This is a genomic window from Aquiflexum sp. (assembly GCF_041749095.1).
GTDB lineage: Bacteria > Bacteroidota > Bacteroidia > Cytophagales > Cyclobacteriaceae > Aquiflexum.
On the sequence record NZ_JBGTCA010000011.1, the window covers coordinates 11745 to 37012 of the forward strand.

At 37.6% G+C, this 25268-nt stretch carries 24 protein-coding genes and 1 tRNA gene; 12 read left to right on the top strand and 13 right to left on the bottom strand.

Features of this window, described 5'->3' with window-relative positions:
- Nucleotides 1-121 precede the first annotated feature (121 nt).
- The gene (locus ACEW8O_RS00560; protein ID WP_373492670.1) at nucleotides 122-2413 is read right to left on the bottom strand and encodes a PAS domain S-box protein; all 2292 of its coding nucleotides are present in this window, start codon (nucleotides 2411-2413) and stop codon (nucleotides 122-124) included.
- A 4-nt stretch (nucleotides 2414-2417) separates the two neighbouring features.
- Here ACEW8O_RS00560 and ACEW8O_RS00565 point away from each other — a divergent pair, with 4 nt between their 5' ends.
- Complete coding sequence (locus ACEW8O_RS00565; RefSeq protein WP_373492671.1) at nucleotides 2418-2621, top strand: hypothetical protein; 204 nt, start codon at nucleotides 2418-2420, stop codon at nucleotides 2619-2621.
- Nucleotides 2622-2841: 220 nt separating this feature from the next.
- Here the strand turns inward: ACEW8O_RS00565 and ACEW8O_RS00570 are convergent, their stop codons facing one another.
- Together ACEW8O_RS00570 and ACEW8O_RS00575 are read right to left on the bottom strand one after the other, a co-directional pair.
- Nucleotides 2842-4080, bottom strand: coding sequence for an ATP-binding protein (locus ACEW8O_RS00570; protein ID WP_373492672.1), 1239 nt, complete (start codon nucleotides 4078-4080; stop codon nucleotides 2842-2844).
- 327 nt (nucleotides 4081-4407) lie between these two features.
- Complete coding sequence (locus ACEW8O_RS00575) at nucleotides 4408-4476, bottom strand: SHOCT domain-containing protein (protein WP_373492717.1); 69 nt, start codon at nucleotides 4474-4476, stop codon at nucleotides 4408-4410.
- Nucleotides 4477-4770: 294 nt separating this feature from the next.
- Between ACEW8O_RS00575 and ACEW8O_RS00580 the strand changes: the two genes are divergently transcribed.
- Nucleotides 4771-4844 (top strand) — tRNA-Pro (locus tag ACEW8O_RS00580).
- A gap of 551 nt (nucleotides 4845-5395) precedes the next feature.
- Nucleotides 5396-6079 carry a class I SAM-dependent methyltransferase gene (locus tag ACEW8O_RS00585; RefSeq protein ID WP_373492673.1) on the top strand — a complete coding sequence of 228 codons (684 nt, stop codon included), beginning with the start codon at nucleotides 5396-5398 and terminating at the stop codon, nucleotides 6077-6079.
- Nucleotides 6080-6195: 116 nt separating this feature from the next.
- Here the strand turns inward: ACEW8O_RS00585 and ACEW8O_RS00590 are convergent, their stop codons facing one another.
- The 10 genes from ACEW8O_RS00590 to ACEW8O_RS00635 all read right to left on the bottom strand — a co-directional run bounded on the left by ACEW8O_RS00590 (nucleotide 6196) and on the right by ACEW8O_RS00635 (nucleotide 16579).
- Entirely contained in the window at nucleotides 6196-6795 is a 600-nt protein-coding gene (locus tag ACEW8O_RS00590; RefSeq protein WP_373492674.1) for a DUF6624 domain-containing protein, read from the bottom strand.
- Nucleotides 6796-7141: 346 nt separating this feature from the next.
- Nucleotides 7142-7291 (bottom strand): hypothetical protein, encoded by a 150-nt coding sequence (locus tag ACEW8O_RS00595; RefSeq protein ID WP_373492675.1) that lies wholly within the window; start codon nucleotides 7289-7291, stop codon nucleotides 7142-7144.
- Nucleotides 7292-7297: 6 nt separating this feature from the next.
- Nucleotides 7298-8080, bottom strand: a complete 783-nt coding sequence (locus ACEW8O_RS00600; protein WP_373492676.1) for a class I SAM-dependent methyltransferase — start codon at nucleotides 8078-8080, stop codon at nucleotides 7298-7300.
- A gap of 80 nt (nucleotides 8081-8160) precedes the next feature.
- On the bottom strand, nucleotides 8161-8547 hold the full coding sequence (locus ACEW8O_RS00605; protein WP_373492677.1) for a VOC family protein: 387 nt from the start codon (nucleotides 8545-8547) through the stop codon (nucleotides 8161-8163).
- 304 nt (nucleotides 8548-8851) lie between these two features.
- Complete coding sequence (locus ACEW8O_RS00610; protein ID WP_373492678.1) at nucleotides 8852-9604, bottom strand: class I SAM-dependent methyltransferase; 753 nt, start codon at nucleotides 9602-9604, stop codon at nucleotides 8852-8854.
- 126 nt (nucleotides 9605-9730) lie between these two features.
- Nucleotides 9731-10447: a 2-phosphosulfolactate phosphatase gene (locus tag ACEW8O_RS00615; protein ID WP_373492679.1), complete on the bottom strand. Its 717-nt coding sequence runs from the start codon at nucleotides 10445-10447 to the stop codon at nucleotides 9731-9733.
- A gap of 10 nt (nucleotides 10448-10457) precedes the next feature.
- Nucleotides 10458-11690, bottom strand: coding sequence for an MFS transporter (locus tag ACEW8O_RS00620; protein ID WP_373492680.1), 1233 nt, complete (start codon nucleotides 11688-11690; stop codon nucleotides 10458-10460).
- A 207-nt stretch (nucleotides 11691-11897) separates the two neighbouring features.
- Nucleotides 11898-12776: a uridine kinase gene (locus ACEW8O_RS00625; RefSeq protein ID WP_373492681.1), complete on the bottom strand. Its 879-nt coding sequence runs from the start codon at nucleotides 12774-12776 to the stop codon at nucleotides 11898-11900.
- 57 nt (nucleotides 12777-12833) lie between these two features.
- Nucleotides 12834-14651, bottom strand: coding sequence for an ABC transporter ATP-binding protein (locus ACEW8O_RS00630; RefSeq protein WP_373492682.1), 1818 nt, complete (start codon nucleotides 14649-14651; stop codon nucleotides 12834-12836).
- Between the two features lie 92 nt (nucleotides 14652-14743).
- On the bottom strand, nucleotides 14744-16579 hold the full coding sequence (locus ACEW8O_RS00635) for an ABC transporter ATP-binding protein (protein WP_373492683.1): 1836 nt from the start codon (nucleotides 16577-16579) through the stop codon (nucleotides 14744-14746).
- Nucleotides 16580-16902: 323 nt separating this feature from the next.
- Between ACEW8O_RS00635 and phnD the strand changes: the two genes are divergently transcribed.
- The 9 genes from phnD to ACEW8O_RS00680 all read left to right on the top strand — a co-directional run bounded on the left by phnD (nucleotide 16903) and on the right by ACEW8O_RS00680 (nucleotide 25267).
- Nucleotides 16903-17808, top strand: a complete 906-nt coding sequence (phnD, locus tag ACEW8O_RS00640; protein ID WP_373492684.1) for a phosphate/phosphite/phosphonate ABC transporter substrate-binding protein — start codon at nucleotides 16903-16905, stop codon at nucleotides 17806-17808.
- Between the two features lie 309 nt (nucleotides 17809-18117).
- Nucleotides 18118-18774, top strand: a complete 657-nt coding sequence (locus tag ACEW8O_RS00645; protein WP_373492685.1) for a thiamine phosphate synthase — start codon at nucleotides 18118-18120, stop codon at nucleotides 18772-18774.
- Between the two features lie 223 nt (nucleotides 18775-18997).
- Complete coding sequence (locus tag ACEW8O_RS00650) at nucleotides 18998-19834, top strand: phosphonate ABC transporter ATP-binding protein (protein WP_373492686.1); 837 nt, start codon at nucleotides 18998-19000, stop codon at nucleotides 19832-19834.
- Nucleotides 19834-20628 (top strand): phosphonate ABC transporter, permease protein PhnE, encoded by a 795-nt coding sequence (phnE, locus tag ACEW8O_RS00655; RefSeq protein ID WP_373492687.1) that lies wholly within the window; start codon nucleotides 19834-19836, stop codon nucleotides 20626-20628. The genes ACEW8O_RS00650 and phnE (ACEW8O_RS00655) overlap by 1 nt, the downstream gene beginning before the upstream one ends.
- Nucleotides 20629-20712: 84 nt before the next feature.
- Nucleotides 20713-21531, top strand: coding sequence for a phosphonate ABC transporter, permease protein PhnE (gene phnE, locus ACEW8O_RS00660; protein ID WP_373492688.1), 819 nt, complete (start codon nucleotides 20713-20715; stop codon nucleotides 21529-21531).
- 639 nt (nucleotides 21532-22170) lie between these two features.
- On the top strand, nucleotides 22171-22890 hold the full coding sequence (locus tag ACEW8O_RS00665; RefSeq protein ID WP_373492689.1) for a response regulator transcription factor: 720 nt from the start codon (nucleotides 22171-22173) through the stop codon (nucleotides 22888-22890).
- Between the two features lie 174 nt (nucleotides 22891-23064).
- Nucleotides 23065-23493, top strand: a complete 429-nt coding sequence (gene phnG / locus ACEW8O_RS00670) for a phosphonate C-P lyase system protein PhnG (protein ID WP_373492690.1) — start codon at nucleotides 23065-23067, stop codon at nucleotides 23491-23493.
- Between the two features lie 17 nt (nucleotides 23494-23510).
- Entirely contained in the window at nucleotides 23511-24119 is a 609-nt protein-coding gene (gene phnH / locus ACEW8O_RS00675; protein WP_373492691.1) for a phosphonate C-P lyase system protein PhnH, read from the top strand.
- Between the two features lie 5 nt (nucleotides 24120-24124).
- Nucleotides 24125-25267, top strand: a complete 1143-nt coding sequence (locus ACEW8O_RS00680) for a carbon-phosphorus lyase complex subunit PhnI (protein ID WP_373492692.1) — start codon at nucleotides 24125-24127, stop codon at nucleotides 25265-25267.
- Nucleotide 25268: the final 1 nt, after the last annotated feature.

The window sequence follows — 25268 nt, forward strand, 5'->3', positions numbered from 1 at the left end:
GTGGCAGGAAACCAATTAGAAATCGGAAGGATAGTAGGGTGTAATTACATCCCTATAGCTATCGGGATACACCCAAGAAGTCCGCATTCAAACTTACTCTTCACCCAAAGGGGTTTACATTTTATTTTTTGATGGTGAAGAAAAACTTACTTCCTTTTTCTTCTTCAGATTCAAGCCAGATTTCGCCCCCGTGTTGCTTTATGATCTTATTACAAGTAGCTAATCCCATTCCTGTTCCACTATATTCTTCTTTAGAGTGGAGCCTTCTGAACATTTGAAATATTTCTTCAAAATGATGGGCTGCAATTCCAATCCCATTATCTTCTACACAAAATTCCCAATCACTCATTTTTTCTTTCCCTTTCACTCTGATTAAAGGAGATGTATTCGGCTTTTGGTATTTTAAAGCATTTCCTATTAAATTTTGAAATAGAGTTTTGATTGGTGTAATCTTGCCAATAATATTTGGCAAATTTTCAATTTCAATTTTTCCATTCTGATCTTCTAGACTGGCACTGAATAGTGGGACAATCTCTTCCAAAAGTTGATTGGTATCGATCATTACAAAAGGTACTTCATCATTACCAATTTTTGCGTAGTTTAAAAGGTCATTTATTAAAATGGTCATTCGGTTAGCTGCATCTATTGAAAAATGAATGTATTTTTCTGCTTTTTCATCTATTTGACCACCATAATTCTTTTTGAGCAGTGACATAAAGCTGCTGATCATTCTCAGTGGCTCTTTCAAATCATGGGAAGCAACGCTTGCAAAGCGTTCCAATTCCTCATTTTTACGAAGCAGGGCATTTCTCGTATCAACGATTTCTTGAATGGGTCTTCCTTCCGGTATGATAGCGATTACCTCACCTGATAAGTCAAATAGGGGTTTGAGGTTAAATAGAATGGTGATAGAGCCATTTTTTCCCAATACTTCAACCTCGTATTGAACAAACTCTCCCTTCGCTGCTTTCGCAATGTTTGATTTGAGCCCCTCTTGAGTTTCTTCTGACATCGACCACCAATAGCAGTCCCAAAATTTCTTTCCTATCAGATCATCTGGTTCAAGTCCAGTAAAATCTATTGCTGTTTGATTAGCTTCTAACAGGGTTCCATCAGGACTTAAGAATCCAATAAACTGAAAAGTAGAATCGAAAATTCCTTTAAATTTGATCGCGATTTCCTCGTTTAATTTAGTTGCTTTTTTTATTTCTGTGATATCAGTCATTGCAACTACAGCTCCTAATAGATTCTTGTTTTGATCCCATATTTGATTTCCATTGCAACTTAAAATGATCTGCTTGCCGGATTGATGCTGAATAATAAATTCAGCATTTTCTAAATGGCCATTTTTGAGAGCTCTGTACAATGGGATTTCTTCAAGTGGAAGTGGAGTAATTCCATCTGTTCTCAAAAGACTGTAGTTTGCTGACCAATCTTTTGATTCCACAGGTTTGAAAGGAATTCCTTGCATCTCTTCTGCGGATTGATTGAAAGTAGTCAATTTGCCATTTTGATCGCAAACTACTATTCCCACATCAATGGAATTCATCACGGTATCTAAAAAAGCCTTGCTTTTTCTTAATTCTATTTTTGTCTCTTTTAAATTCGTAATTTCAGTATGTGTACCAAACATCATCAATGGCTTTCCATCTTCGGTCCAGGTCATCACTTTTCCTCTATCCAAAACCCAAATCCAATTTCCATCTTTATGCTGCATTCTGCATTCACAATTGTAATACTGAGACTTTTTTTCAAAACAGGCGATAAGGTTTTGTTCTGATTTGAGCGCATCTTCTGGATGGACAAATTTTTCCCAGGTTTTTATATTGATAGGTTCCAATTCTTCAAGTGTATAGCCAATCATTTCTGCCCATCGCGCGTTAAAATTTGTTTCGCCTGTCTGTACATTCCACTCCCAAGTTCCTGCATTGGTACCTTCCAAAATATTCTGAATTCTGAGGTTTTGTTTTGTTATTTGATTAAAAGCATTTTTTCTTGGTGTAATATTTTCAATTTGAGCTATAAAATATTTAAAGGTTCCATCAAGGTTTTTTACTTTTGATCCACTTAAATTGATCCAGATCACATTGCCGCTTTTTGTGAAATAACGCTTTTCAATCTGATAGTTCTCTATTTCGTCGTTGATTAACTTATAAACATTTTCTAGATCTCCTTCCAAGTCATCAGGATGTGTGATTTCTTGGAAAGTGAGATGAATAAATTCTTCCGCTGTGTACCCGAGTAGTTCACAGAGACTTTTATTTACTTTCAAAAATCTTCCCTCTAGAGATACCAAGCCAATTCCAATAGAAGCATACTCGAAGGCTGATGTGAATTCGTCAGTCTTGATTGTATCTTTTTCTAAGGATTTAACTTGGAAATCTTCAATTGTATTTTCTTTTTTGAGTTTCAATGCAATGAAAAAATTTGAAACGGAAAGAGCAATAATAGCTATTGGAAGAATTTGTAAAGTAAAATTTGTCAGTGAATTCCAAATAAATAATAGAGCTATTAAAGCTATAGAAATGCTAAAGATTGCAGAAATTAATTTAGGTGATAATTTGGGCATATATGCGGAAATATGGGCAATCTCAACTCTGAAAGTTAATGTAATTTCTTAAGTTAGTTTATTACTTGTTTAATATATTTTTTTTACAAAATTTATCTAATTAATAAACTTAAAAAAATGAATCCCTGATTCCAATAGAACCAATCCAGAAATTTATCCATTTCATTATTAACAAATTCTGGCTTTATGGCTTCATAATGCACTTTTTCTCTGCCCACACCAAGTTTACAAACAAATATTCTTCACTCAGAGGTATATATATATGGTTTTTATTATTTTTCATTCATGTCAAGTAGCCAATTAAAAACATTCAAATGTCTCATACCACCTCTGTCTTGTGTAAACGAGTCTGTTGTAAGCAAGAATTTGGGGTAATTGTCATTGATTTTTTCTAATGCACCAAACTCACGTTCAATTATTTTTTCGCTTACCATTTGCCAAGCAACCTGATAATATTCGATGTCACCTTTAGGGGTTTTGCATACAAAGTCCACCTCGTTGTTTCTTGTTGTACCTGTCCAAATTTTGTTTCCTCTTCGAAGTAGTTCAAGGTAAACTACATTTTCCAATATATGCCCTCTATCAGTGGTACGTTCTTTGCCCACCAAAATGTTGAGCAAGCCTACATCAACCAAATAGTATTTTTCCTGTGTTGCCAATTGTTTTTTTCCTTTCAAATCAAAACGGTTCACTTTGTAAAACACAAAACTTGCTTCCAAATATTCCAAATATTTTTCAACGGTAGTATTGTGGGTATTTTGTCCGTCCTGCTTTAATACTTTTGCAATATTTCCGGGTGATAACGGGTTGCCAATGTTGGAAGCTACAAATTTTGTGATGTTACCAAATGCCCGCTTGTCGTTTATTTGGTGACGTTGGGTGATGTCTTTTTCTATAATAGTGGCATAAATTGCTTCTAAGTATTCATATATTTTATCGAAACCACCCTCACGTAATTCAACACCTTTAGGTAATGAGGTTTCATTTACATATTCAAAAAACAAGGCTTCGTAATTGAGGTATCTGTTGGATGTGTCAATTTCGCGAGCAATTAAATATTCTTTAAATGAAAAAGGCAAAATAGAAATTTCGATATAGCGACCACTTAGAAGCGTTGCCAATTCACCTGACAACATGTATGCGGTAGAGCCTGTGATGTAGACATCTATTTTGGGTTTTACAAACAAGCCATCCACCAAACGTTCAAACTCGTTTACATTTTGCACCTCGTCTAAAAAAACATAGGATGGTTTTGATAAGTCTAGCGGTTTGATAATGTGTGCATACAAAGCATCTAAGTCGTTGAGAAATTTGCGGAGGTCGAAATCTTCAAAGTTTAAAAAAACTATTTGCTTGGCTTCCACCCCCATTTCCAACAACGTTTGACGATATAGTTCAAACAAGGTGCTTTTGCCGCTTCTGCGTAAGCCACTTACCACTTTTATAAGGTCTTTATCTTTATATGCCAATAACTTGGCTATGTATTCAGCACGATCTGTGTAATTACCCATAAAGTAAAGGTATTCATTAAATCATTAAAACTTGCATCCGATGCAAGTTTTAATGATTTTAGAATATCGAGTTAGTTGATGCTTATTAGAGTATCGGTTTTATTCTCCTAAATAAAAAAATAATTTCTTAGACGTAGGGTCTTCTTAGAGGAACCTAAAAAAATCAAGGATTAACCGTGCTTTTCTGAGCACTTCAATCTGTAATTACTTTATGTCAAAATATTATGTCTATGAGGGAACACAAATAGAAATTGAGATTATAAAAGGGTGTATTTGCAAATTACACCCAGTCTACACCAAATTTATTCTTCACCCAGAGGGGCTCCCTCAACTGTTCAATATTTTGGTTTTTCTCGCATTGAATTCTTCGGCTGTTATTATCCCCTTACTTTTAATTTATGCAGTTTGGTCAATACTTCATATATATCGGTCTTAAAAATGGATTGATTTTATAAATTACCCTCAAGCTAGTCACTACCCAACCATTGGATTTCCTTTCAAATTATATACCTACCAAAAAAGAATAAAATTTAATAAATACAAAAATCTCAATTCACTTGAAAAGAATTCAATTTAATCACTACTTTTGAGCCTCGATTGAAAATCGCGGGTGATTTGTTCAAGTTTTCGGGGTGTATCCCGATTGCCATCCGGTCCGGTATCGTGCTTGATAAAACAATGAATGAATTTCGGGGTGTAGCGTAGCCCGGTATCGCGCCTCGTTTGGGACGAGGAGGTCGTAGGTTCGAATCCTGCCACCCCGACAATTATAAATAAAACCTGCCTATTAGGGTGGGTTTTTTTGTGCCTACCACTTTCGATTACCAAAAGGTGGCAGGATGAGAACCGGGGTTCGAAATCCGACGCAAGGAGGATTCGCGAAGGGCGGTGCGGCATGCCTGTGGGTATGAGCAATCCTGCCAACCCGACTATTATAAATAAAACCTGCCTATTAGGGTGGGTTTTTTTGTGCCTACCACTTTCGATTACCAAAAGGTGGCAGGATGAGAACCGGGGTTTGAAATCCGACCATAGGGAGGATTCGCGAGGGGTTGTCCGGCATGGCTGTGGGTATGAGCAATCCTGCCACCCCGACTACTATAAATAATACCTGCCCATTTAGGGTGGGTTTTTTTATATCTACCACTTTCGATTACTAAAGGTGGCAGGATGAGAACCGGGGTTTGAAATCCGACCATAGGGAGGATTCGCGAGGGGTTGTGCAGGTTATCTATGACTGGAGATAATAGGCAACTTGTAAGCTAAACCCTCATCTCATTTGCATAAAATCTTTAAAATAGCTTAATTTATTTTTATGCCATCGGAAAAAACTACATCAATCAGTAATTCATGGGAAATTAACGCTGAGGAATGGATCAGGGTGTTAAAGGAACAAAAGATTCCATCCAGAGAAATTACTAATCCTGCTATTATAAACCATGTTCTGGGTTTCAAGTTGAAAAATATCTTAGACTTAGGATGTGGAGAAGGTTGGTTATGCAGGGCTTTGTCTTCAAAGGCAATTAAGATCTTCGGGGTAGATGGTTCGCAAAGGTTGATTTTAGAAGCATCGCAAATAGGAAAATCATCAAACTATCAATGTTTAAGCTTTGAAAATATTATAAACGGGGCCAAAATCAATGGAGCTCCTTTTGAAGGAATTATATTCAATTTTTGTCTTTATGAGAAATCGATGAGTGAAAGGTTATTGATAAAAATTGATGAACTTTTGGTAAATGATGGGTATGTATTCATACAAACCCTGCATCCATTCACTTTTCACAAAAACGGACAGGCTTATAAAAGTGATTGGGTCAATGATTCATGGAAAGGACTGCCTGGAAATTTTAAAATGCCCCATCGATGGTATTTTCGTACTTTAGAGGATTGGATATATTTATTTCAAAAGACCGGATATACAATGATTAATATAAAAGAGCCAAAAAGTGTTGAAGCTGAATTACCTTCCAGTATAATTTTTACACTAAAAAAATCCTAATGATCAAAAATCAATATACGGTCTTAGGCCTTATGTCCGGTCACCGGTTTCGTGCAACAGCGCTTTCATTGTTCGTGCTACTCACGCAACGAAAGCTTAGGTGTTAGTGGCTGTTTTTATTTTGTCCAACCGACCTTTTTTTTCCATTCCTTCATTTCCTTTTTCTTTTTTTCAAAATCTGTCGGTGGTGTTTGATTTTCGGCTTGAGCTTGCCTTCTTATAATTTCAGTTTGTTCTTCAAGTGAATTTAGTCTAATAGATTTTCTTCTTTTATTTACTTTATTCAAATTGTCAATTGGATTTGGACTTAATTCTCCTATTTCGTCCCAATCAAATTGAGTTCCGTAAAGTTGTGGCTTACCTTCAAATACTGCTATTCGGTCAGTTAGATACGCCAAATTAATCGGGTCTGCTTTTTTTTCTCTAACCGCAATCTCCAATAATTCTGCACACTTTTTTATAAATTCTGGCTGTCCAATTGAGTGTTGTATTATCAACCAAGTTGCTTCGCTTGCTTCTTTACCAACTTTGTCTAATGTCGGATAACCTATTGTGTCGATTATCTCATTTAATGTTTTTGCATTTCTGTTGTGCAACTCCTTCATTTCTTCGTTATATCCTTTGCTAAGCTGTCCGTTTTGAACAAGTTTGTCTCTCAATGCTAAGTCAGCATTTTTTAGGTCAATTATTCTTTCAGCAGTGCTCTTATAGTCCATTTTTTTGATGTCATTATTTCCATGCGAAGTGTCGTCCTAAAATAGCCACTACCTTACCAATCTGTCTATAAAACCCAGACCAATTTTTAAATATAATGATAAATGTCTGATTTTCATGGTTTTACATATTTCCGCAACTTCTACAAAACGGTGGTAAACCAACAGAAATTGGGGCTTTTAATATACTAGCCTGTATTTTAATTTATTCTTTGATAAGTTGTTTAAATGACCTTGATACAACTGCAAATAGTTTTTTTGTATGGTCATTAAGAAAAGAAGCGGCGACCATTTTTCGCACGAACTCTGATTTTGAAATCATCAATACAATAATAACATTGAAGGTCTTTTAGCTGCTTTCCGCAGTTACCTTTGTGGCTTCATACACCAAGTAATGCTCATTGCTCACCGGATGAATATAGGCTTTTTGAAACCTCATGCTATTTCGCTCGGTTATGAATTCACGTAAAATGAGGCGGTCTGTTTCTAAAATAATCATAAACAATTATTTACATGCTACGATAAATAAATAGTCTCCCAAATTAGTTTTGAATTCATCGATTACATTTTTTATTATTCCTGTTTTAATTTCTTTCGCCAATTTTGCAAGTCCGTTTGTTACTTCTTGTTCATTCGCCAGCGAAGAAAAAGAAGATATGCCACGTCTGATTTCAGGTTTTAAATACAATTCGGGGCGATGTTTTCCACTATATAAAAACAAATCTTCAAGGTTGTCCTGAATATCATATTTTTCGGTTTCTACTATGCGGAAACCTGTTTTTTTTAGTATTTGGGATAATTTTTTTATAGAAGGCATCTGAATAATTGAACTTTGCATCATTTTCGGGAAATAATAATTTAGCCAATACCCTTGCATTTGCTCCGGGGTGGACGTGAAAATCACAATCCTACCAGTATCAGATAATACTCTGTTTAATTCACTCAATGCCTGTTTGATGTCCGTCCAATGATGAATTGTGAGCGTGGCAATAATGCCTTCAAAGACTTTGTTGCCTGCAGGTATTTGTTCCGCAGTACCTTTAAGCCAAGTTACGTTTTGATTTCGCATTTTAGCTTCATTCAGCATTTTTTCTGAGGGTTCCACGCCAATAAATTTAAAACCTTTATCAGCTAATGCACAGGTATAATTACCTGTTCCGCACCCAATGTCCAGATAGAGCTTATCTTTTTTTGGTTTTAAAAGGTAGAGAAGCCTTTCTGTTAAATATGGGTCAGCCTGCCGAGTGGCATTGTAACCCGTCCCAATTTTATTATATATTAAATCCATTAATAGGGTTTTATTAGGTTTATGATATGGGACTTTTAAATCTATCTTAATATGTTTTCAGCAGTATATTGCCTGATTTTTTATGAGTTTTTTAAAAATCCAATGATATAACCATCGGGGTCTGCAATGTAGAATTCTTTAGCTCCTTCACGCACTGTTCTTAACGGCATGACGACATCTACATTTTTATCTAAAAGGGTTTGAAACAACTCTTCGATATTTTCGACCTCAAAAAGTATATCCAGATGTTTGTGGTCTCTTTTGTTTTTTCTTTCTTCAGTCGATGGGTTGCCATCTTTGAGGTGTATGGAATATGCGTCTTTTATAATACCTACATAAAAGTCCAAGAACCGGAATTCTATATCAAATTCGAGCTTTTGGGTGTAAAACTCAATGGATTGAACAAGGTTATTGACGAGTAGTTGGGTACTCATTTTTTTAATACTGAAATTCGTGACTGCTTCCATAATATTTTGTTATTTGATTTAATTTTTCATGATCACAAAAGTTAATTATTCCTTGATATTTAAACTTTCAATAACGGTTATGCTTACAATTTTGTAAAGGCTCAAACTTAAGTACAGTCTCAGTCAGTTCATTTGCTATTCACATAGAAATTTCATGGCTAATCAGTTTAAAGTAAATTAAAATTATTTTTGTTAGTATAATGTTAAATAATTAGATCTAACCCACTTACATACTTTCCATGCTATTGGCGAGCAGATAGGAACTGCCGCTGCGAACCCTTTGCCCGCCTGAGTTTAGCTGATGTTATGGTCTGTTTTTCCTTCCTACCCAAAATCTACATTCACCGGATTTCACTTTCACATTTGTTGGTTCCTCAAATTTGTCACTTCGATAGAAAGTTTCAAGTAAGTCGAAATTACTTTCTTGAAGAACATTCTTTACTTCATTCATGTCTGGGATATGAATGAAAATTTCCTGACTTTCATTTTTTGAACTCGTGATTATATCTCCAAATTCAAACAAGTCAAGTCTTTGTTTTCCTTGCGCCCAATGATTCCTTTCGTTATCCCAGAATTGAAAATATTTCTCTTCCCTATTTCTGTCATGAGTCGTGAATATAAATAACCCAGCATCCTTTAAAACCCGGTTTATTTCTTTAAATGCAATCAATCGTTGTATCGGATTTGGAATTGACATGATTCCATTAAAAGAAAATATTACTACATCAAACTCCTTGTCATTGAAGTCCAGCTTTGTTGCATCTCCGATTCTAAAATCAATGTCAACATTGAATATCGTATTTAACTTTTGTGCTTCAAAAATCATCTCTGGAGTCAAATCCAAACCGATTACTTTGTCAAAACCAAGTCGAATTAATCCAAATGTTGTACGTCCTGTTCCACAACCAAGATCCAAAACAGTTGAATCTGATCTGAGATACTTTTTAAAAACGTATTTCTCCGATTCCCATAAGCCTACCTCAATGGTAAAGTCTATATAACTTTTAATCCCTGACCTGTATTGATTGAGAATAAATTCTTTCGATATCTTCTTCATTTTTTTTATAAAAATGCCCTATACACCAATATACCCAAATCCGCTCCCATTATTGCTTCAAGCCAGTATGTATTTTTCTTAATACTGCGAATTTACTGTAGGTGCGCATCCTAAAGGAATTTGGTCTTACCCACTTATATATTTTCCATTCTGTAATATTGGTACACCATCGCTACAGTTAAATGCTCCTGCCAGAATTATGTCATTTTCAAATCCGCGAGCTATTAATTCCTTACCCGAAATGCAATTCATAAGTCCTTCAAGCAGGTTCTCTTTATAACAATTAAAAGCCGATAAGGCGGTCAGGGACTCAGGTGATAATGTACCCTTCAAATAATATATAATTGCTCCCGCTCCAATCAAGTCTTCAAAGCATGGCCGTAAGCTCCCATCAGACCATTTTTCTCCCGCTGGTATTATGGCAATCTTTTTTCCTATTTGTAAAGCGTATTCGGCAATAGCTTTAGCATTTCGCAAACAACCGCAAAGGGTTATTGTCTCACCTGTTGTCAAAGACAGCGAAGAACCATTCGGCGATGGGAGCACTATTTGCTCTCCCTTTTTTACTGTCTGCAAAGATGTAGGTGAAAGTGAATAGGAATTGGAATATTGTCGCTTAAAGTCTGCAAGAATTGTATTTTTACTTTTTGCAAATTCAATTGCTGTTTCATCTTTCCATTTGTAAGGAATCACCGAGGCTAATTTGCTGGTTACAATATCAACGCATGTCGAAAATGAAAGAATATCAATGATAATGACTGCATCAGAAATTGGGGATAATTCCTCAACTCCCATTTGGCCCCATTCCAGCCTAATATCAAATTCATTCTGATTATAAAACATTATTTGACTATTAATTTACCTCCTGCTGAAACCTGATATTGACTTCCCTAAATACGTCCATTTTAAAGGCATAAATCAGAGTACATACCAGCACGCCAAATCCACCGCCCATCAATACATTGGGAGCGCCAAACCATTCAGTGAGTAATCCGATCAGAAAGCTGCCTATAGAAAGCGCACCCATAAAAAGCATGATATACAAACTCAGTACCCGTCCGCGCTTATCGTCTGGCGCAATGGTCTGCAAGAGGGTATTGGAACCGGTAAAAATCATGACTCGGCCAAAACCGGACATGACCAAGGTAAGCAAAGAAAACCACAAGACATCCGATACGGCAAATGCCATAACCCCCACTCCAAAAATGATTCCTCCAAAAAGTATGTATTTATCAAGACCTTCCAGGTTGGATTTATTACCCACCAACAAAGCGCCTAAAACAGAACCCAAGCCTATGGCACTGGTTAAATAGCCAAATACCTCGGCACCGGCATTGAATACACGCCCGGCAAATACAGGCAAAATTACGATATACGAAACCCCCAACATGGTAATAAAAGCGACAAATACAAGTATCAGCTTTATGGGTGGCGATTGATAGGCATAATTAAATCCATCCATAAACTCAACCTTAAAATTGAGTTTGTAGGTCTTTCTAACATAGCCTTCATATTGGATGAGTCGAAAGCACACCACTACCATCAAACTCATAATACCATACAGCAAAAAACATACGCCTTCGCCAACAAATGGTATCAGTATACCTGCTATGGATGGTCCTGCAATGCGGGCTGTGTTAAAAAGCGACGAATTCAGGGCAATGGCATTGGTCAGGTATGTTTTGTCTTCTACTAAATCATTCACCAAAGACTGTCTGGAAGGCATTTCTATTCCACTTATACATCCAAATAATATTTGAATGCCAATCATCCAGCCTACGGTTATTTGATCTCCCAGCGTAAGAGCAGCAAGCAAAAATGAATTGGCGGCCAATAGGCTATGGGAAATGATTAGGAGCTTATGCTTATTATACCTATCGGCGACCACACCGGCTATAGAAGATATCAAAAATGCTGAAATTTCCCGTGAAAAAGTGACCAAACCAAGCAATAATGCAGAATCGGTCAATCGAAATACCAACCAGCCGATGGCCACTTGCTTTATCATGGTGCCAAGATTTGAAAAAGCTTGACCCCAAAAATATAATCGGTAGTTCTTATATCTAAAAGCAGAAAATATGACCATAAATAGTCTGTGGTTAATATTTGGCAGTTTGATAAAATCGAATCTGTGCTTTTTTCTTTAAAATAAGTTAGCCTAATTTAATTGAATGAGCACAAAAACGTCCTTGCAGATTACTTTGGCAAAATAACCGGTAGATCGTTAGTCGGTAGTATAAGTGCTGTTAGTTTTTGATTAAGTATTTTACCACGATTGTAAAACTGATTTTGATCACATTTCATCCAAATCCAGTTTTTTTAGCTGGTCCAGACTTGAACTCTTGATGGAAAATTTGCTGTACATGTGTTCGGTATCTGTAATAATCAACCACATTTGATCAGATTTGTCTTTCACCACCTTTAAATAAAAATCATTATTTAGCGCATAGATATACAATACGTCGTGTAAAATCTCTGAGGTCATGGGTTTTAGATCAAACTGATGGATGGTTTCTGAAAAGCAATAGGGATTGTGAACTGTAAAATCGCAGTTTTCTTTTTGCCTCACCACCTCCGCTCTATGTGATTCATATACTTTACCAGTCAGTAACCGCTCAAAAACCAATTCCGGATCTTGTCGGTATCGATCAAAAGCATTTCTGAAAACCCTGCGCAACAACCTACCATATAAAGGGCTTTCGACATAAATACTAAAATCTACCAAAGGCTTAAGGTGGGCATGTAAAGCATACAGTCCCTCAAATAAAATAACGGGCGTGCTTTGAATCTTTTTATAACCCACGGGTTTTTTTCTTTCGAATGAATAAACCGGCATTTGGGCTATTTTTCCCGATTTGAGGGTTTCCAACATTTGGCGCCCTTCCTCAATACCGAAATTGGCCGGATCGTCCCAATGGTAAGTGTATTCAAAATAGTTGGTCAATTCAATCCCCTTCTGATAATTGTCCTGTGAAAGCAATTGTGTATGCTGGGGAAGTTGCGCACATAATTTTTTGGCTATCTGAGTGCTTTTTCCGGTACAAGATCCACCGGCAATACCAACAATTAAGCTTGGAGCCTTTTCAGAAAATTGCGCTGATAGGCTGCCAATTTTATTGATAATGAGTTGCATCCAATCAGGCTCATTCAAAAAGATGGTCTTTGCAATCATATTATTATTAATGCTTCCAATTTGATAAATTTTCTACCGCAATATAAAATCGCAAAATTATACACTAAGTGCCTCAAACTGGCTGGTGTACAATTTCCGGTAGACGCCGCTTTTGTTTAGCAAACTTTCATGGTTGCCTTGCTCTATTATTTTGCCTTGCTGAATGACCAAAATCCTATCGCAGTTACGTATGGTAGATAACCGGTGGGCAATGACGATGGAGGTCCTACTCTTCAACAACGTCGCTATGCCATTTTGTATTTTATTTTCAATAAGTGTATCTATAGAAGATGTGGCTTCGTCCATCAACAAAATTCGCGGATTTCTCAAAACAACTCTGGCAAATGATATGAGTTGCTTCTCGCCAGAACTCAGATTATTACCTTCCTCCCCTACTTCATCATCTAATCTATCCGCAAATTCAGCGATACCCAGGCTTTCAAGTACTTCCACCATATCCCTATCACTGGCATCGAGTCTTCCATAGCATAAATTTTCTCTGATAGTTCCTGAAAACAAATAGGGTGTTTGCAAAATTACGCCTAGCTGACTCCGAAAACTTTGTAAAGTTAAGGATGTATAATCAATCCCATCCATTGTGATTCGTCCCTGAGTAGGTTCGTAAAACCGGCTGATTAGATTAATAATGGTTGATTTTCCTTCGCCTGTTGGGCCTACAAGGGCTATGGATTCACCAGCTTTAATGGAGATATTCAGTTTTTCAATAACCGGTCGATTGGGGATATAGCTGAAATCAACATTTTCAAAACAAATGTTTCCGGCCAACACAGGTGCAGTTTTTGCATTTGGGTGATCCTTTATGCCCACAGGTTCATCAATCAATGAAAAAATGCGTTCTCCCGCGGAAAGGCTGTCTTGAGCTGCTGCATAAAATTGGGTGACTTCCATAATCGGATCGAAAATCATGCGTGCATAGCCAAAAAAAGCTGCCAGCAAACCCAGTGTAAAACCCGAAGCCGGATTCAATACCAAATGACCGCCGAAGTAAATTACCGCCGCCGCTACCAGAGATCCTAAAAGCACCACCACAGGCCGGTACATGGCAGTATACCAAGCTGCTTTATAGGAAGAATGTTTGAGTTCTTGTGTGATGCTATTAAACTCCACAGAAGATTGATCCTCGTGCACGGTGGCTTTATTTACCTCTATTGCATTGATATTTTCAGTAAGAAAAGCCGCCATTTGACTATAGATCCGTCGGGCATTTCTTGAATAGCCAAGTATCAACATTCGGATTTTAACTGAGGCAAACATCATCAAAGGAATAGACAAGCATACCATGCAGGCTAATTGCCAATGGTAAATAAACATGGCTATTAGACTGACCAATATCATCATTACGCCCCCTACCAATGACACAAAACCAAAAGATATAATGTCTGAAACTTTGTCGACATCTGAAGTTAGGCGTATGCTAAGCCAGCCAATGGCCGAGCGATCATAAAATGAATAAGGCAAATGCTGAAGTTTGTTGAACATTTCCTTTCGTAAATCAAAAACTACAAATTCCTTAAGTCTTCCGGCGGCATATATAAAAACTACCATGCCAGCAGATTGCAATAATATAGCGCCCAAATACAAAATTCCATATTGAGTCATGGTCTGCGCCATGGCATCGGTAAAACCTGAAATACCACTTTCGCGCATGCTTAAGACAACAGGTGTAATAAAATTATCTATGTATTTGTACCAAATAATTGGCAAAACCCCAACAATACAAGCATCGACTATGGCACCCCCAATGAGCACCGAACACCATTTTTTATGCCTAAAACTATAATTAAATATCCTTAGGATAAATGGCCACAAAGCCCTCTTTCGGGTAAATTCTTTATCTTTTAAATGATTCTCCATTTGGGTCAAGAGTTAGGCAGCGGCTTTTTCATTAATATTATCTTGTGTTCTACTATGCTAATTGGTACTTACATATCAATTGATAAATCATTTCATGTTTCCTGTAATTTATCTTGCTGCTTGAGCGATTGTATCTTGCATATTTTATAATAGTATCCATCCTCCATTGATTCGAGTTTCATTGGTGAGCCATATTGCACCAATTTTCCCTCTTTCATTACCAATACAAAATCAGATTTTTTAAGCGATGCCACACGATGCGAAATAATAATAGATGTTCTATCAGCTAGCACCTCTTGCAAGGAATTGAGAATTTTATGCTCTGTTACAGTATCAATGGCCGAGGTAGCATCATCCATGATAACCACCCCAGGCCACTGAATTAAAGTTCGCGCCAGTACCACCCTTTGTTTTTGCCCCCCTGACAGCGTTACACCTTTTTCACCCACCAGTGTCCTGAAACCATCCGGGAATTTTAATTTCATTTCATAGGCTTCTGAAATTCGTGCGGCTTCATCAACTTCGTTTGGGCTACTTTGTGGATGTATATAGGCAATGTTTTGCTCTATAGTTCTTGAAAACAAAAAAGCTTTTTGCATGGCTACTCCCATAGTGGATCTAAGATAAGCCTTAGGGAAAGATTTGATATCTTTTCCATCGAGCAGAATCATACCTTCATTCGGATCGTATAATCGCAGTAATAACTTAATTATGGTGCTTTTGCCACCACCACTGGGGCCGGTTATCCCTAGTTGACGACCCGGTTGCAGCTTAAAAGAAATATGTTGCAATGCAGGTTTCTTTTCATTTGGGTAGGTAAATGAAACATTTCTAAACTCGATCTCGCCATGAAGCTGTTCAGAAACAAATGTGCCTTCGTCTGTTTCGCGTGCATGTTCCAATATTTCTGAAATTCTTGAAGTAGCCACTATGGCCATGCCCATTTGAGACAGTACCTGACCCAACTGACGCATCGGATAGGTAACCATGCCTATGTAGGTATAAAAACCCAACAGCTCTCCAATACTTATTCGGCCTTGAATGACAAAATATCCACCGGTAAGTACCGAAATGATCAACTGAAGATGCACTAAAAAATCCGTCAAGGGCCAATACGCAGCTTGCAGGTTAGCTTGCTTAAGTCCCATTTTCATCTTTTGCTGGTTTTGCTGATGAAACCTATCTATTTCATAAGTTTGATTTGAAAAGGCTGTAACCACTCTGATGCCATTGAGGTTTTCTTGCACCATGTTGTTGAGTTTATCTGCTTCGATTTCGTGAAGGCGCCATATCTTCCTTTCTTCATTAAAAAAACGGTAACCTAGTAATAATATGACTGGAGATAAAATCACTGTTATGGTAGCTTGTAACCAATCCATACTCCACATCATAAAAAAAGAAAACAAAAAAGTACCGGACAAGCGTAATACAGCTATCACTTGCTGATGTATAAATCTTTTTATGGTATCGATATCGCCTGTGCAGCGCTGGATTAATTCTCCCCTTGAAATACCTGAGAAGAATTCCATGGGCAAATACTGAATATGTTTGAACACATCGTCTCTGAGGCGCTTAATGCTCCGTTCGCTTATTGAGTCCTTTAATGTAACAGAACTGAATAAAAATATACTTCGCAAAACCGCTATGACCATATAAATGAGTCCTAGTGCCAATAGGACGGCACCGATTTTCCCATTTTGAGAATCTGGCAGCCAGCTCATAATTTTATTGGTTATATAGTCGCCCGACAATGCATCTATGGCTACACCATCCTGATAATTAACGAGAACATAATCAACTGCAATTTGAAATATTTTGGGCTCTAAGGCTCTGGCTACAATAGATACCAACAGAAGCAAGGCAGAAAAGCAATACCAAAATTTGTATTCTCCTAAAATTCCAATCAGATCTTTGAAATTTTTAATCATTAGCGACTTAGTGTAAGTTGAAGCTTTTTGGACGGCAAGGTAAAAGCCAAAAGTTTAGCAGGTGTTAGAGTGGTATTTGGGCCATGTTAAAAATGAATATTTATAAATGCCTGAGAAAATCTAATCAATTAGGCTAAAGCAAAAAACTGAATATAATATGCTTACATTTTTAAAAGTTGATACCTTATACCCAATTGGTATCAGCATTTTGAAGCAAAATATTGGATATACACAAAGCTAATTATTTAATAATTCACACTTAACAGTATCCTTATATATCTCATCTACTTTTGTTATTATTAAATAAAACAACAATAAGTCGCATGATCAGAATATTCAAGTTCGTCACTTTTGCATGTATTTCTGCATTCTTAATTACTGGATGTGGCATTAATGGAGAAGAAAATAAGAAGAAAAAGCTTATAATAGCCATGTCTGCCACAGCAGAGTCGGAGCGTAGCTTTGAGCGCATTGAGGCAGTGTCTGAGTACCTCAGTAAAAAGCTGGATATGGAGGTTACACATAAGCTGATTTCAAATCCGTCGGCATTGATTGAGGCCATGCGCGCCAACAAAATACACTTGGGTTCGGGCGGCCCCTTTACTTACCTCGTAGCATCCAAAGTAGCCAATGCAGTGCCTATTGTGTCCACTGAAGACATTAAGGAGGGTAGTATTTTCAGGAGTTGTATAATTACTCAAGCCAATTCCACCATTAATTCCATGGAAGATCTAAAAGCGCGATCTGAAAATCTCACCTTGTCTTGGGCTTATCCCACTTCATGCTCGGGTCATTTAGTGCCAAGATATGTAATGCAAGAAGAATATGATTTATTGCCTGGCGATTTCAAAGAAGTAATGATTTCTACCAACCATACTTCAGCTATATTTACTGTGATTTCAGGTAAAGTGGATGTCGCTGCCACCTACTATTCAGGGTTGCAACGCTTGATCCAGGAAGGGCGGGTTAATGAAGATGAAATAAAATATTTATGGATTTCGGAGCCCATGGTATCTTCGCCGGTTTTTGCCCGTCAAGACTTGGGTAGTGATTTGATACAAAGGATTAAAGACGCATACCTTGATATGGAAAAAGATGACCCTGAAACCTTTGCACTTATTCAAAATCAATATATCACCGATATAAAGTACGTAGATGTCAATGACTCAGACTATCAGTTTTACCGTGATATGGCTAATAAAGTTAAAGGATTTGATGTCAAATATTAGGTAGTAAACCATAGACATAATTCAACTTATTAATAACTTTTCATTATTGCGTTTTTACTCTTAAACTAATCAAAAAACTTGGTGAGAAATAAATTCCTTTTTATTGTCGAAAAAAGCGCTAGCAATCAAAAAACATTTTTCTCATTGCCAACTAACAGCTAATTGCTATACTTGCCTAGTTCTAAAATGTTTATCTAGTGTTATGGCTCACCCATTTCGCTTTAACTCTTGAAATTCATTCAGTCTAAATCGACCCAATTTAAGTTTGTCGATGAGTTCAAATACCATTATTTAAAATAAAATTTAACAATGAGATTAATATTGATTTCTAATTTTAGTGATATTCAAAACGAGCACTATTTGCTCAACCTGATTTTTTGTGAGGGGCTGGAAACGTATCATTTGAGAAAGAAAAATTACAGCCGCGATCAAATGAAAGCCTATATTGAGAAAATTCCCCGTTATTTTCACGATAGGATCGTACTACATACGCATTTTGATTTAATTCATGAATACAATCTGAAGGGGGCGCACTTCACAAAAGCCTACACGCATAAAGATTTTAAATTAGAATATCCGGATCATCCATATGATTTCCGGCATTTAAGTTTTTCATTACACTCTATACAAGAGATAAAGCAAATCGGATCGGCCTACAACTATATTTTCCTAAGTCCGATTTTCGACAGTATCTCAAACACTGGATACAACAGTAAATTTCGAATCAACGAACTAAAAATTTTCTTAGCGGATAGAGATAACCGCCCAGAGATTATCGCCCTTAGTGGAATTACTGATAGTAAAATATTCAACATACATGAACTGGGATTCGATGGTCTGGCCTTGCTTGGACACATATGGCGTCATTTTGAGCAAGACCAGCAATTGATAGAGGCGGTCAACCGATTTAAAAAAATAAAAAAGCTAGTACATAGTGTTCTAGAGCAGCAGATGAAAACTGCATAATTATTTTTTAATTTTCTTATAAGGCATTTATAATAAGTTTTTATCGGGTAAAAAATCCACCTAAAACAATTCTCTTACTACTTAACCAAATTCTAACAACGCCCATAAAGACGACTAATAATCAAAATTTAGCTTTGATCTATATAAAGTACAAATAGGTCAATACATTTCGGCACAACTCAACTCTTGTGATTGAATGTTAAAACACAAAATGATCAGATAAATGCTGGAAGTAAAAAACATTAAAAAGTCGACCCCCGAAGGTAAAAAGATCCTGAAGGGAATTAGTTTCACGGTCGAAAAGGGAGAATTTGTGGGGATTTTAGGCGCAAGTGGTGCCGGAAAAACGCTTACCATGCGATGTATAAGCGGGCTCACCACGCCTACCTCAGGTGAGGTGAATCTTATTGATCGAAAAGGGAAAAAAATAAATATAACCAACTGCAAAGGCAAGAAGCTACGTACCGTTAGACAAAAGATCGGCAACATATTTCAAGGCCACAATCTCGTAAAACGACTGAATGTGTTGGAAAATGTTATGATAGGTCGGCTTGGGAGCATAAATGTAATGCGGAGCCTCCTTTATGGCTTTACTGATGAAGAAGCAAAAGAGGCCATTCAGACATTGGAGCGTGTTAATATAGCACATCTCGCCCATCGAATTACGGGTTCATTGAGTGGTGGCGAAATGCAAAGAGTAGCAATTGCCAGAGCACTTTTTCAGAAGCCCATTATAATGCTGGCCGATGAACCTATAGCGAGTCTTGACCCGCAAAATGCCAAAAAAATCATGAAACTTTTGAAATCATTGGCAGAAGAAATGCCCATACTGGGAATTTTTCATCAACCGCAAATAACGGCAAAATATTGCACCCGAATAATTGCCATTAAGGAAGGTGAAGTAGTATACAACGAGACAGACAAAAACGGACATAAAAGGTTGTTTAAGCAGTTGCCGGAAATTTATGGTGCAGAACTAGAAGAAATTGAACAAGCTAAAATGACGTCCGACAATCCGACAGATCAGTTTGAGGGCAGGCCAGAAATATTGACGTTCTGATGGACTACATGAAGCTGAAAGCAAAAAGGAGGAAAAACAAGATCCTGCTTTTTATATTCCTGGCAGTAGCGGTTTATTTTACTGCCCTATCCTGTAAGGTCAATTTGGGAGATTTGATTTCAGGCATTCCCACTGGTGTGCGTTTTCTTGGTTTTATGTTTCCACCAGATGTAAACGCTCTGACCCAAATGCTAAAACCCGCAGTCGACACCATTCTATATGCATTTTTAGCTACCATATTTGGTTCTATATTATCATTGGCATTCGGTCTGGCAGGTGCCGCCAATATTTCACCTGGCTGGTTGCGTCATATCAGTCGCTTTGTTCTTACCTCCGAGCGCGCTCTTCCCGAGATCATCATTTTGCTACTCCTTGTGGCGGCGCTGGGACTAGGTCCATTTGCAGGTGTCATTGCGCTATCCATTGGATGTATTGGCATGTTGGGTCGGCTTTTTGCTGATGCCATCGAAGAAGTAAATCCACGAATATTGGAATCTATCGATTCGGTAGGTGCCAATAAATTTCAAGTCATCGCTTTTGGGGTTATTCCTGAAATTCTGCCATCCATTATTTCCAATACGATATTTAGATTCGAAGTAAATATTAGGCTCTCAGTATTACTGGGTGCTGTGGGAGCAGGTGGTATTGGTTACGAATTGTTTTATTCATTCTCTATACTTCAATACGAGAGAGCCACTACAGCAATATTAGTGACACTCGCTCTGGTATTTATGGCCGAGCGCTTTTCAGAATTTCTTCGAAAGAAAATAGTGCCTGAAACCAGACTTAAGTAAATAAACCTATGAATATCTCAGTTGGATATGACTTCCCGTTTAAGAAGCGCTACAATCCCAGCACTCAAATTTAAAAACAAAAGCATGAAAACTGCCGCCACACTTTATCCCATTCCTTCGCACAAATTTAAAAATAAGGTTACTATTTTGGTGGCTATTGCTTTGGTTATAGCAGGGTTAAGTGTCTATCTGGAATTTGATTTTTTACTGCTATTCACTGATTTTCACTATATCGTAGCATTGTTGGGCGAAATGTTTCCTCCCAGATTTTCAATTCTCTTTACGAAAGATCAAATTTTCTCCTCGATTTTGCAGACCATCTCCATGGCATTTCTAGGAACCTTAATCGGCGGATCCCTAGCCATGATCCTTGCTTTTTTCGCTGCCAAAAATACCAGTCCAAACCACGCTATACGTCTATTAACAAAATCGTTGCTGGCCACAGAGCGCGTCATTCCCAGTTTGGTTATTATCTTGATTTTTTTGATTACCGTAGGTTTAGGACCCTTTGCAGGTATGCTTTCATTGGCCTTGGGTTCAGTAGGCATGTTTGGCAAATTGTTTGCCGATGCCATTGAACAAATCGACAACGACCAGGTAGAGGCTATTTATAGTGTCGGCGCCAACAAAATGCAGGTTATTCGATTCAGCATTATTCCTCAGGTACTTCCTTCCTTTATTGGTAATTTATTTTATGCCTTTGACATCAACCTCCGGGCTGCCATCGGTTTGGGGATATTTGGAGGGGGAGGCATTGGCTATGAAATACACATGGCAATGCAAATGCTCCAGTATAGAGAAGCCCTGGCATTAATATTTTTTACTATCATACTTATTAGCTTATTTGAGAGAATTTCGGATGTCCTGAGAGGTATAGTCATGGGCAAGGAAGTTTTGAAGTAATTGATAGACGATCTGATATGCTGAATTGTGGTGAAAACTCAAAGTATTTTCACTGTCATTGCGATGGCATTGACGTAAAAAGCAACATGATTTCTAAAGGGTTAAGGTCAATGCCAGTAGCAAACTCCACCCAGCCTTGAATGCCACTCTTTTCCTTCGCTTTACCTGAAAGTCGAAAAAATTTTCAACTAAGCTTTTTTTAGGTTAGATCCTGTCGAGTTTCTGAAAACCTATTTGGATTAAATGGAGTCACATGGAACACATATGCGTTGCAATCCTATTTATAATGATTAGCTCTCTTCCCTACTTTCACTCATATTCTAAAATAATGTCATAACATTCTCATTCATTTACAAAAAACTACGCAAGTAGATTAGCAACTGGTAAAGGGCTTGTAGATTATCCTTTCAACAAATATCTCCATGCACCAAACTTTAAGCAAATATTGGGGTAACAAAAAGATAATCTCGCATAATACAATTCTAACATTTTCAAAACATTCAAATAAACCGAGAAGTCTACCTTGCAACAAATTATCATGGGACAATATGCATATCATTAAATGAATTGATTATGCTGATTCACATTGAAACTTGTATGCATGATGTATCTATCAACCTCACAATAAAATAATTAACCATGAAATTTTCAAAGATCGTTTTAATAGATGATGAACCGGATATTCTCGAGTTGCTCCAATACAATCTGGAGAAAGAACGCGCACTGGTTAAAACATTTACCTCTGGACTGGAAGCTTTGGTTTATATATCCAGTGAAAGACCTGATGTGATTGTCTGTGACTGGATGATGGACGATATTGACGGGCTTGAAATGTGCCGTCAACTCAAAATGAACCGAGAGCTTTGTTGCATACCTTTTGTCATGCTTACAGCCAGAGATCATGAAGCCGACATCGTGTCAGCGCTTGAAATGGGCGCAGAGGATTACATAGTGAAACCGGTCAAAATGAAGGAGCTGATCGTAAGGCTAAAAAAGATACTTAAACGCCAAAAACCCCCGATGGAATTATCGGTGAAAACCACACAAGAAAAGCCTGAACAAAGCGACAATCTTTTGAAATATAAAGAGATAAAAATAGATGTTGATAAGCATCAGGTACATGTAGATGATAAAAATGTTGATTTAACCTATTCGGAATTCAAACTGTTGCAATTGCTAATAAGTCGTTCGGGCCGGGTATATAGTCGCAACCAGATCATAGAAAAACTTAATGGTTTGGACTACATAGCCACAGAAAGATCTGTAGATGTACAGATTGTTGGTTTAAGAAAAAAAATAGGCTCTCTCAAAAATTACCTTGAAACCGTCAGGGGCGTTGGCTACCGAATGAAGGATTGATTAACCAAAATTTAATTGGTCAATTTATTGTGTTTTGGGCCTTTCGCGCTAACCGTTCTTCTTATTAATTGCATTAAAACACTAAAACAATATTAATTGAATTCTATTTTGGTCCTAACTTAAGTTAAACATTGCCCTACTACTTTTGAACTGTACAGCATAACATATAAATGTATGGATCAAGACAAAATAGACTTCACATTATGTGAATGTGATTTAAATGTTCTCACCACATTTACCGAAAATCAATTAGAGAAATTATATCAAGTCAACATCACCCGCCTACCTGCCATTTGCCTTACTATGGTGCGGGCAGAAGATAGTGTAGAACTTCAGGAGTTTTATTTGGGCGAAGCTCTCACTACTGAATGCGAAGTTGAAATTGAAGGCCAAACCGGATTTGGAATTTGTTTGGGTGATGAACCTGACAGAGCCTATTGCCTTGCGGTATTCGATGCCGTGCTAAAAATCAATAATGGCCTACCCGACATCGTCTCTCAATTTTTAGATGAGCAATATCAGCAGGTAATGCTTCAAGAAAAACGAGACTTCAACCAGATCTTATCTACTAAGGTTGACTTCAAACTAATGGATCAATTATAAATAATAATAACAAAAAAATGGTAAGAGAATCCGCTTACGATGAAATTTTTGATGCGCAATTTCATTTTCGCCAACTCATGGAGGCTATGTCGCGTCCGGGAAAAATATGTAAACTTGAGCATAATGCCATCAGTCCACCCGAAGACATGCATCCGGGAGCTGCACTTATAGGTTTTGCTTTGTTAAATGCTGACGTTAGTTTTTATCATAAAGGCAGCGCCGCCGAGTACTTAAGGTTCAATACTTCCTCTGAACTTGCTGCACCTGCCGATGCTGATTTTATTTTTATAAAAGGCACCGACGAACCTCAAATGATCAGAGCGGCCAAAATAGGTACAGATAATTACCCTGAAACCAATGCAACTACCATTATTGAAGTTTTAGAAATTAACAATACCAACCATGATGAAGGCCTCAATCTGTGCTTATCTGGTCCGGGTGTTTTAGGCAGCAAGGAGGTAAATATTCGAGGTCTTCATGAAGATCTTCTCGAAGAAATACGTGTAAAAAACGAAGAATTTCCTTTGGGCGTTGATTGTATTCTGGTCGATAAATCTGGAAATGTTTGCTGCCTTCCACGCACATGTAAAATAGAATGTAATATTAATGACCTACAAAACATATAATTAACATGGGATACGTAGCCGTAAAAGGTGGGACACAAGCCATAGCTAATGCAAATGATCTAGTAGAATTCTACAGGATTAAAAGCCTGGCACCACCGATACAAATAGAACAGTTGAAGGCACAGTTTAGATTGGCTATTGACAAAATTATGGGTGAAGGCTCTTTTTATGCACCGGAATATGGTGCCATTGCCCTAAAGCAAGTGGAAGGCGATGTACTGGAAGCGGCTTTTATCATGCGTGCATTTAGAGCTACGCTATCAAGAAAATACTATTCGAATATTATAGATACCAAAAAAATGTTTGTGCAGAGAAGAATTTCTTCTTCTTTCAGAGACATACCTGGCGGGCAAATACTGGGGCCTACCAGAGACTATACCCAGCGACTCATTGACAACCGCATGGTAGATGAAAAAATTACTGATTTTGAAAAATTTGCAGCAGATTTTGAAGATAGAATCGATCCTGCCAAGCTTAAAGAAATCAATACTTTTGACAAGGTGGTGGATATGCTGCGCGAACAAGGCTTATTGAAACCAGTGGGTAATAATGAAGACCAAACAGTGCTGGACGTAACCCGGACCGCTATAAAATTTCCAACCCCCCGTTCAGCAAGATTGCAAATGCTGGCCAGAGCCGAAACAGGAGGCTTGATGGCTCTTGGCTACAGCAGCATGCGTGGTCATGGAGCCGTGCACCCAACCGTGGGCGAACTTAGGGTCGGTAAGGTAAAAATAGAAGTTAACGACGCTTCAGGTAAGAAGCGATATATCGGCAGAATTCAGGTGACAGAAGCGGAAATGATCTCTAAAGCGCAATCCGGTAATAAAAAGTCGCCCCCCTACTATGCCATTGGTTATGGACTATGCTTTGGGCAGAATGAAACCAAGGGTATTTGCATGGGCATACTTGACCGTGCTATGCGCATGGAAAACAATGGCTCACCATCTTCTGATCAGGAATTTGTACTATACCATACCGAAGGCATAGAATCTATGGGATTTACCAATCACTTGAAATTGCCACACTATGTTACCTTTCAGTCAGGTATGTCAAACTTGCGCCAGGCCATCGAAAGAGAAAAAAGCAAAGTTGATACAAAGAAGTCCGGTGTTGCAGAAAAAAAGGAATTGACTACTATCAATTAAT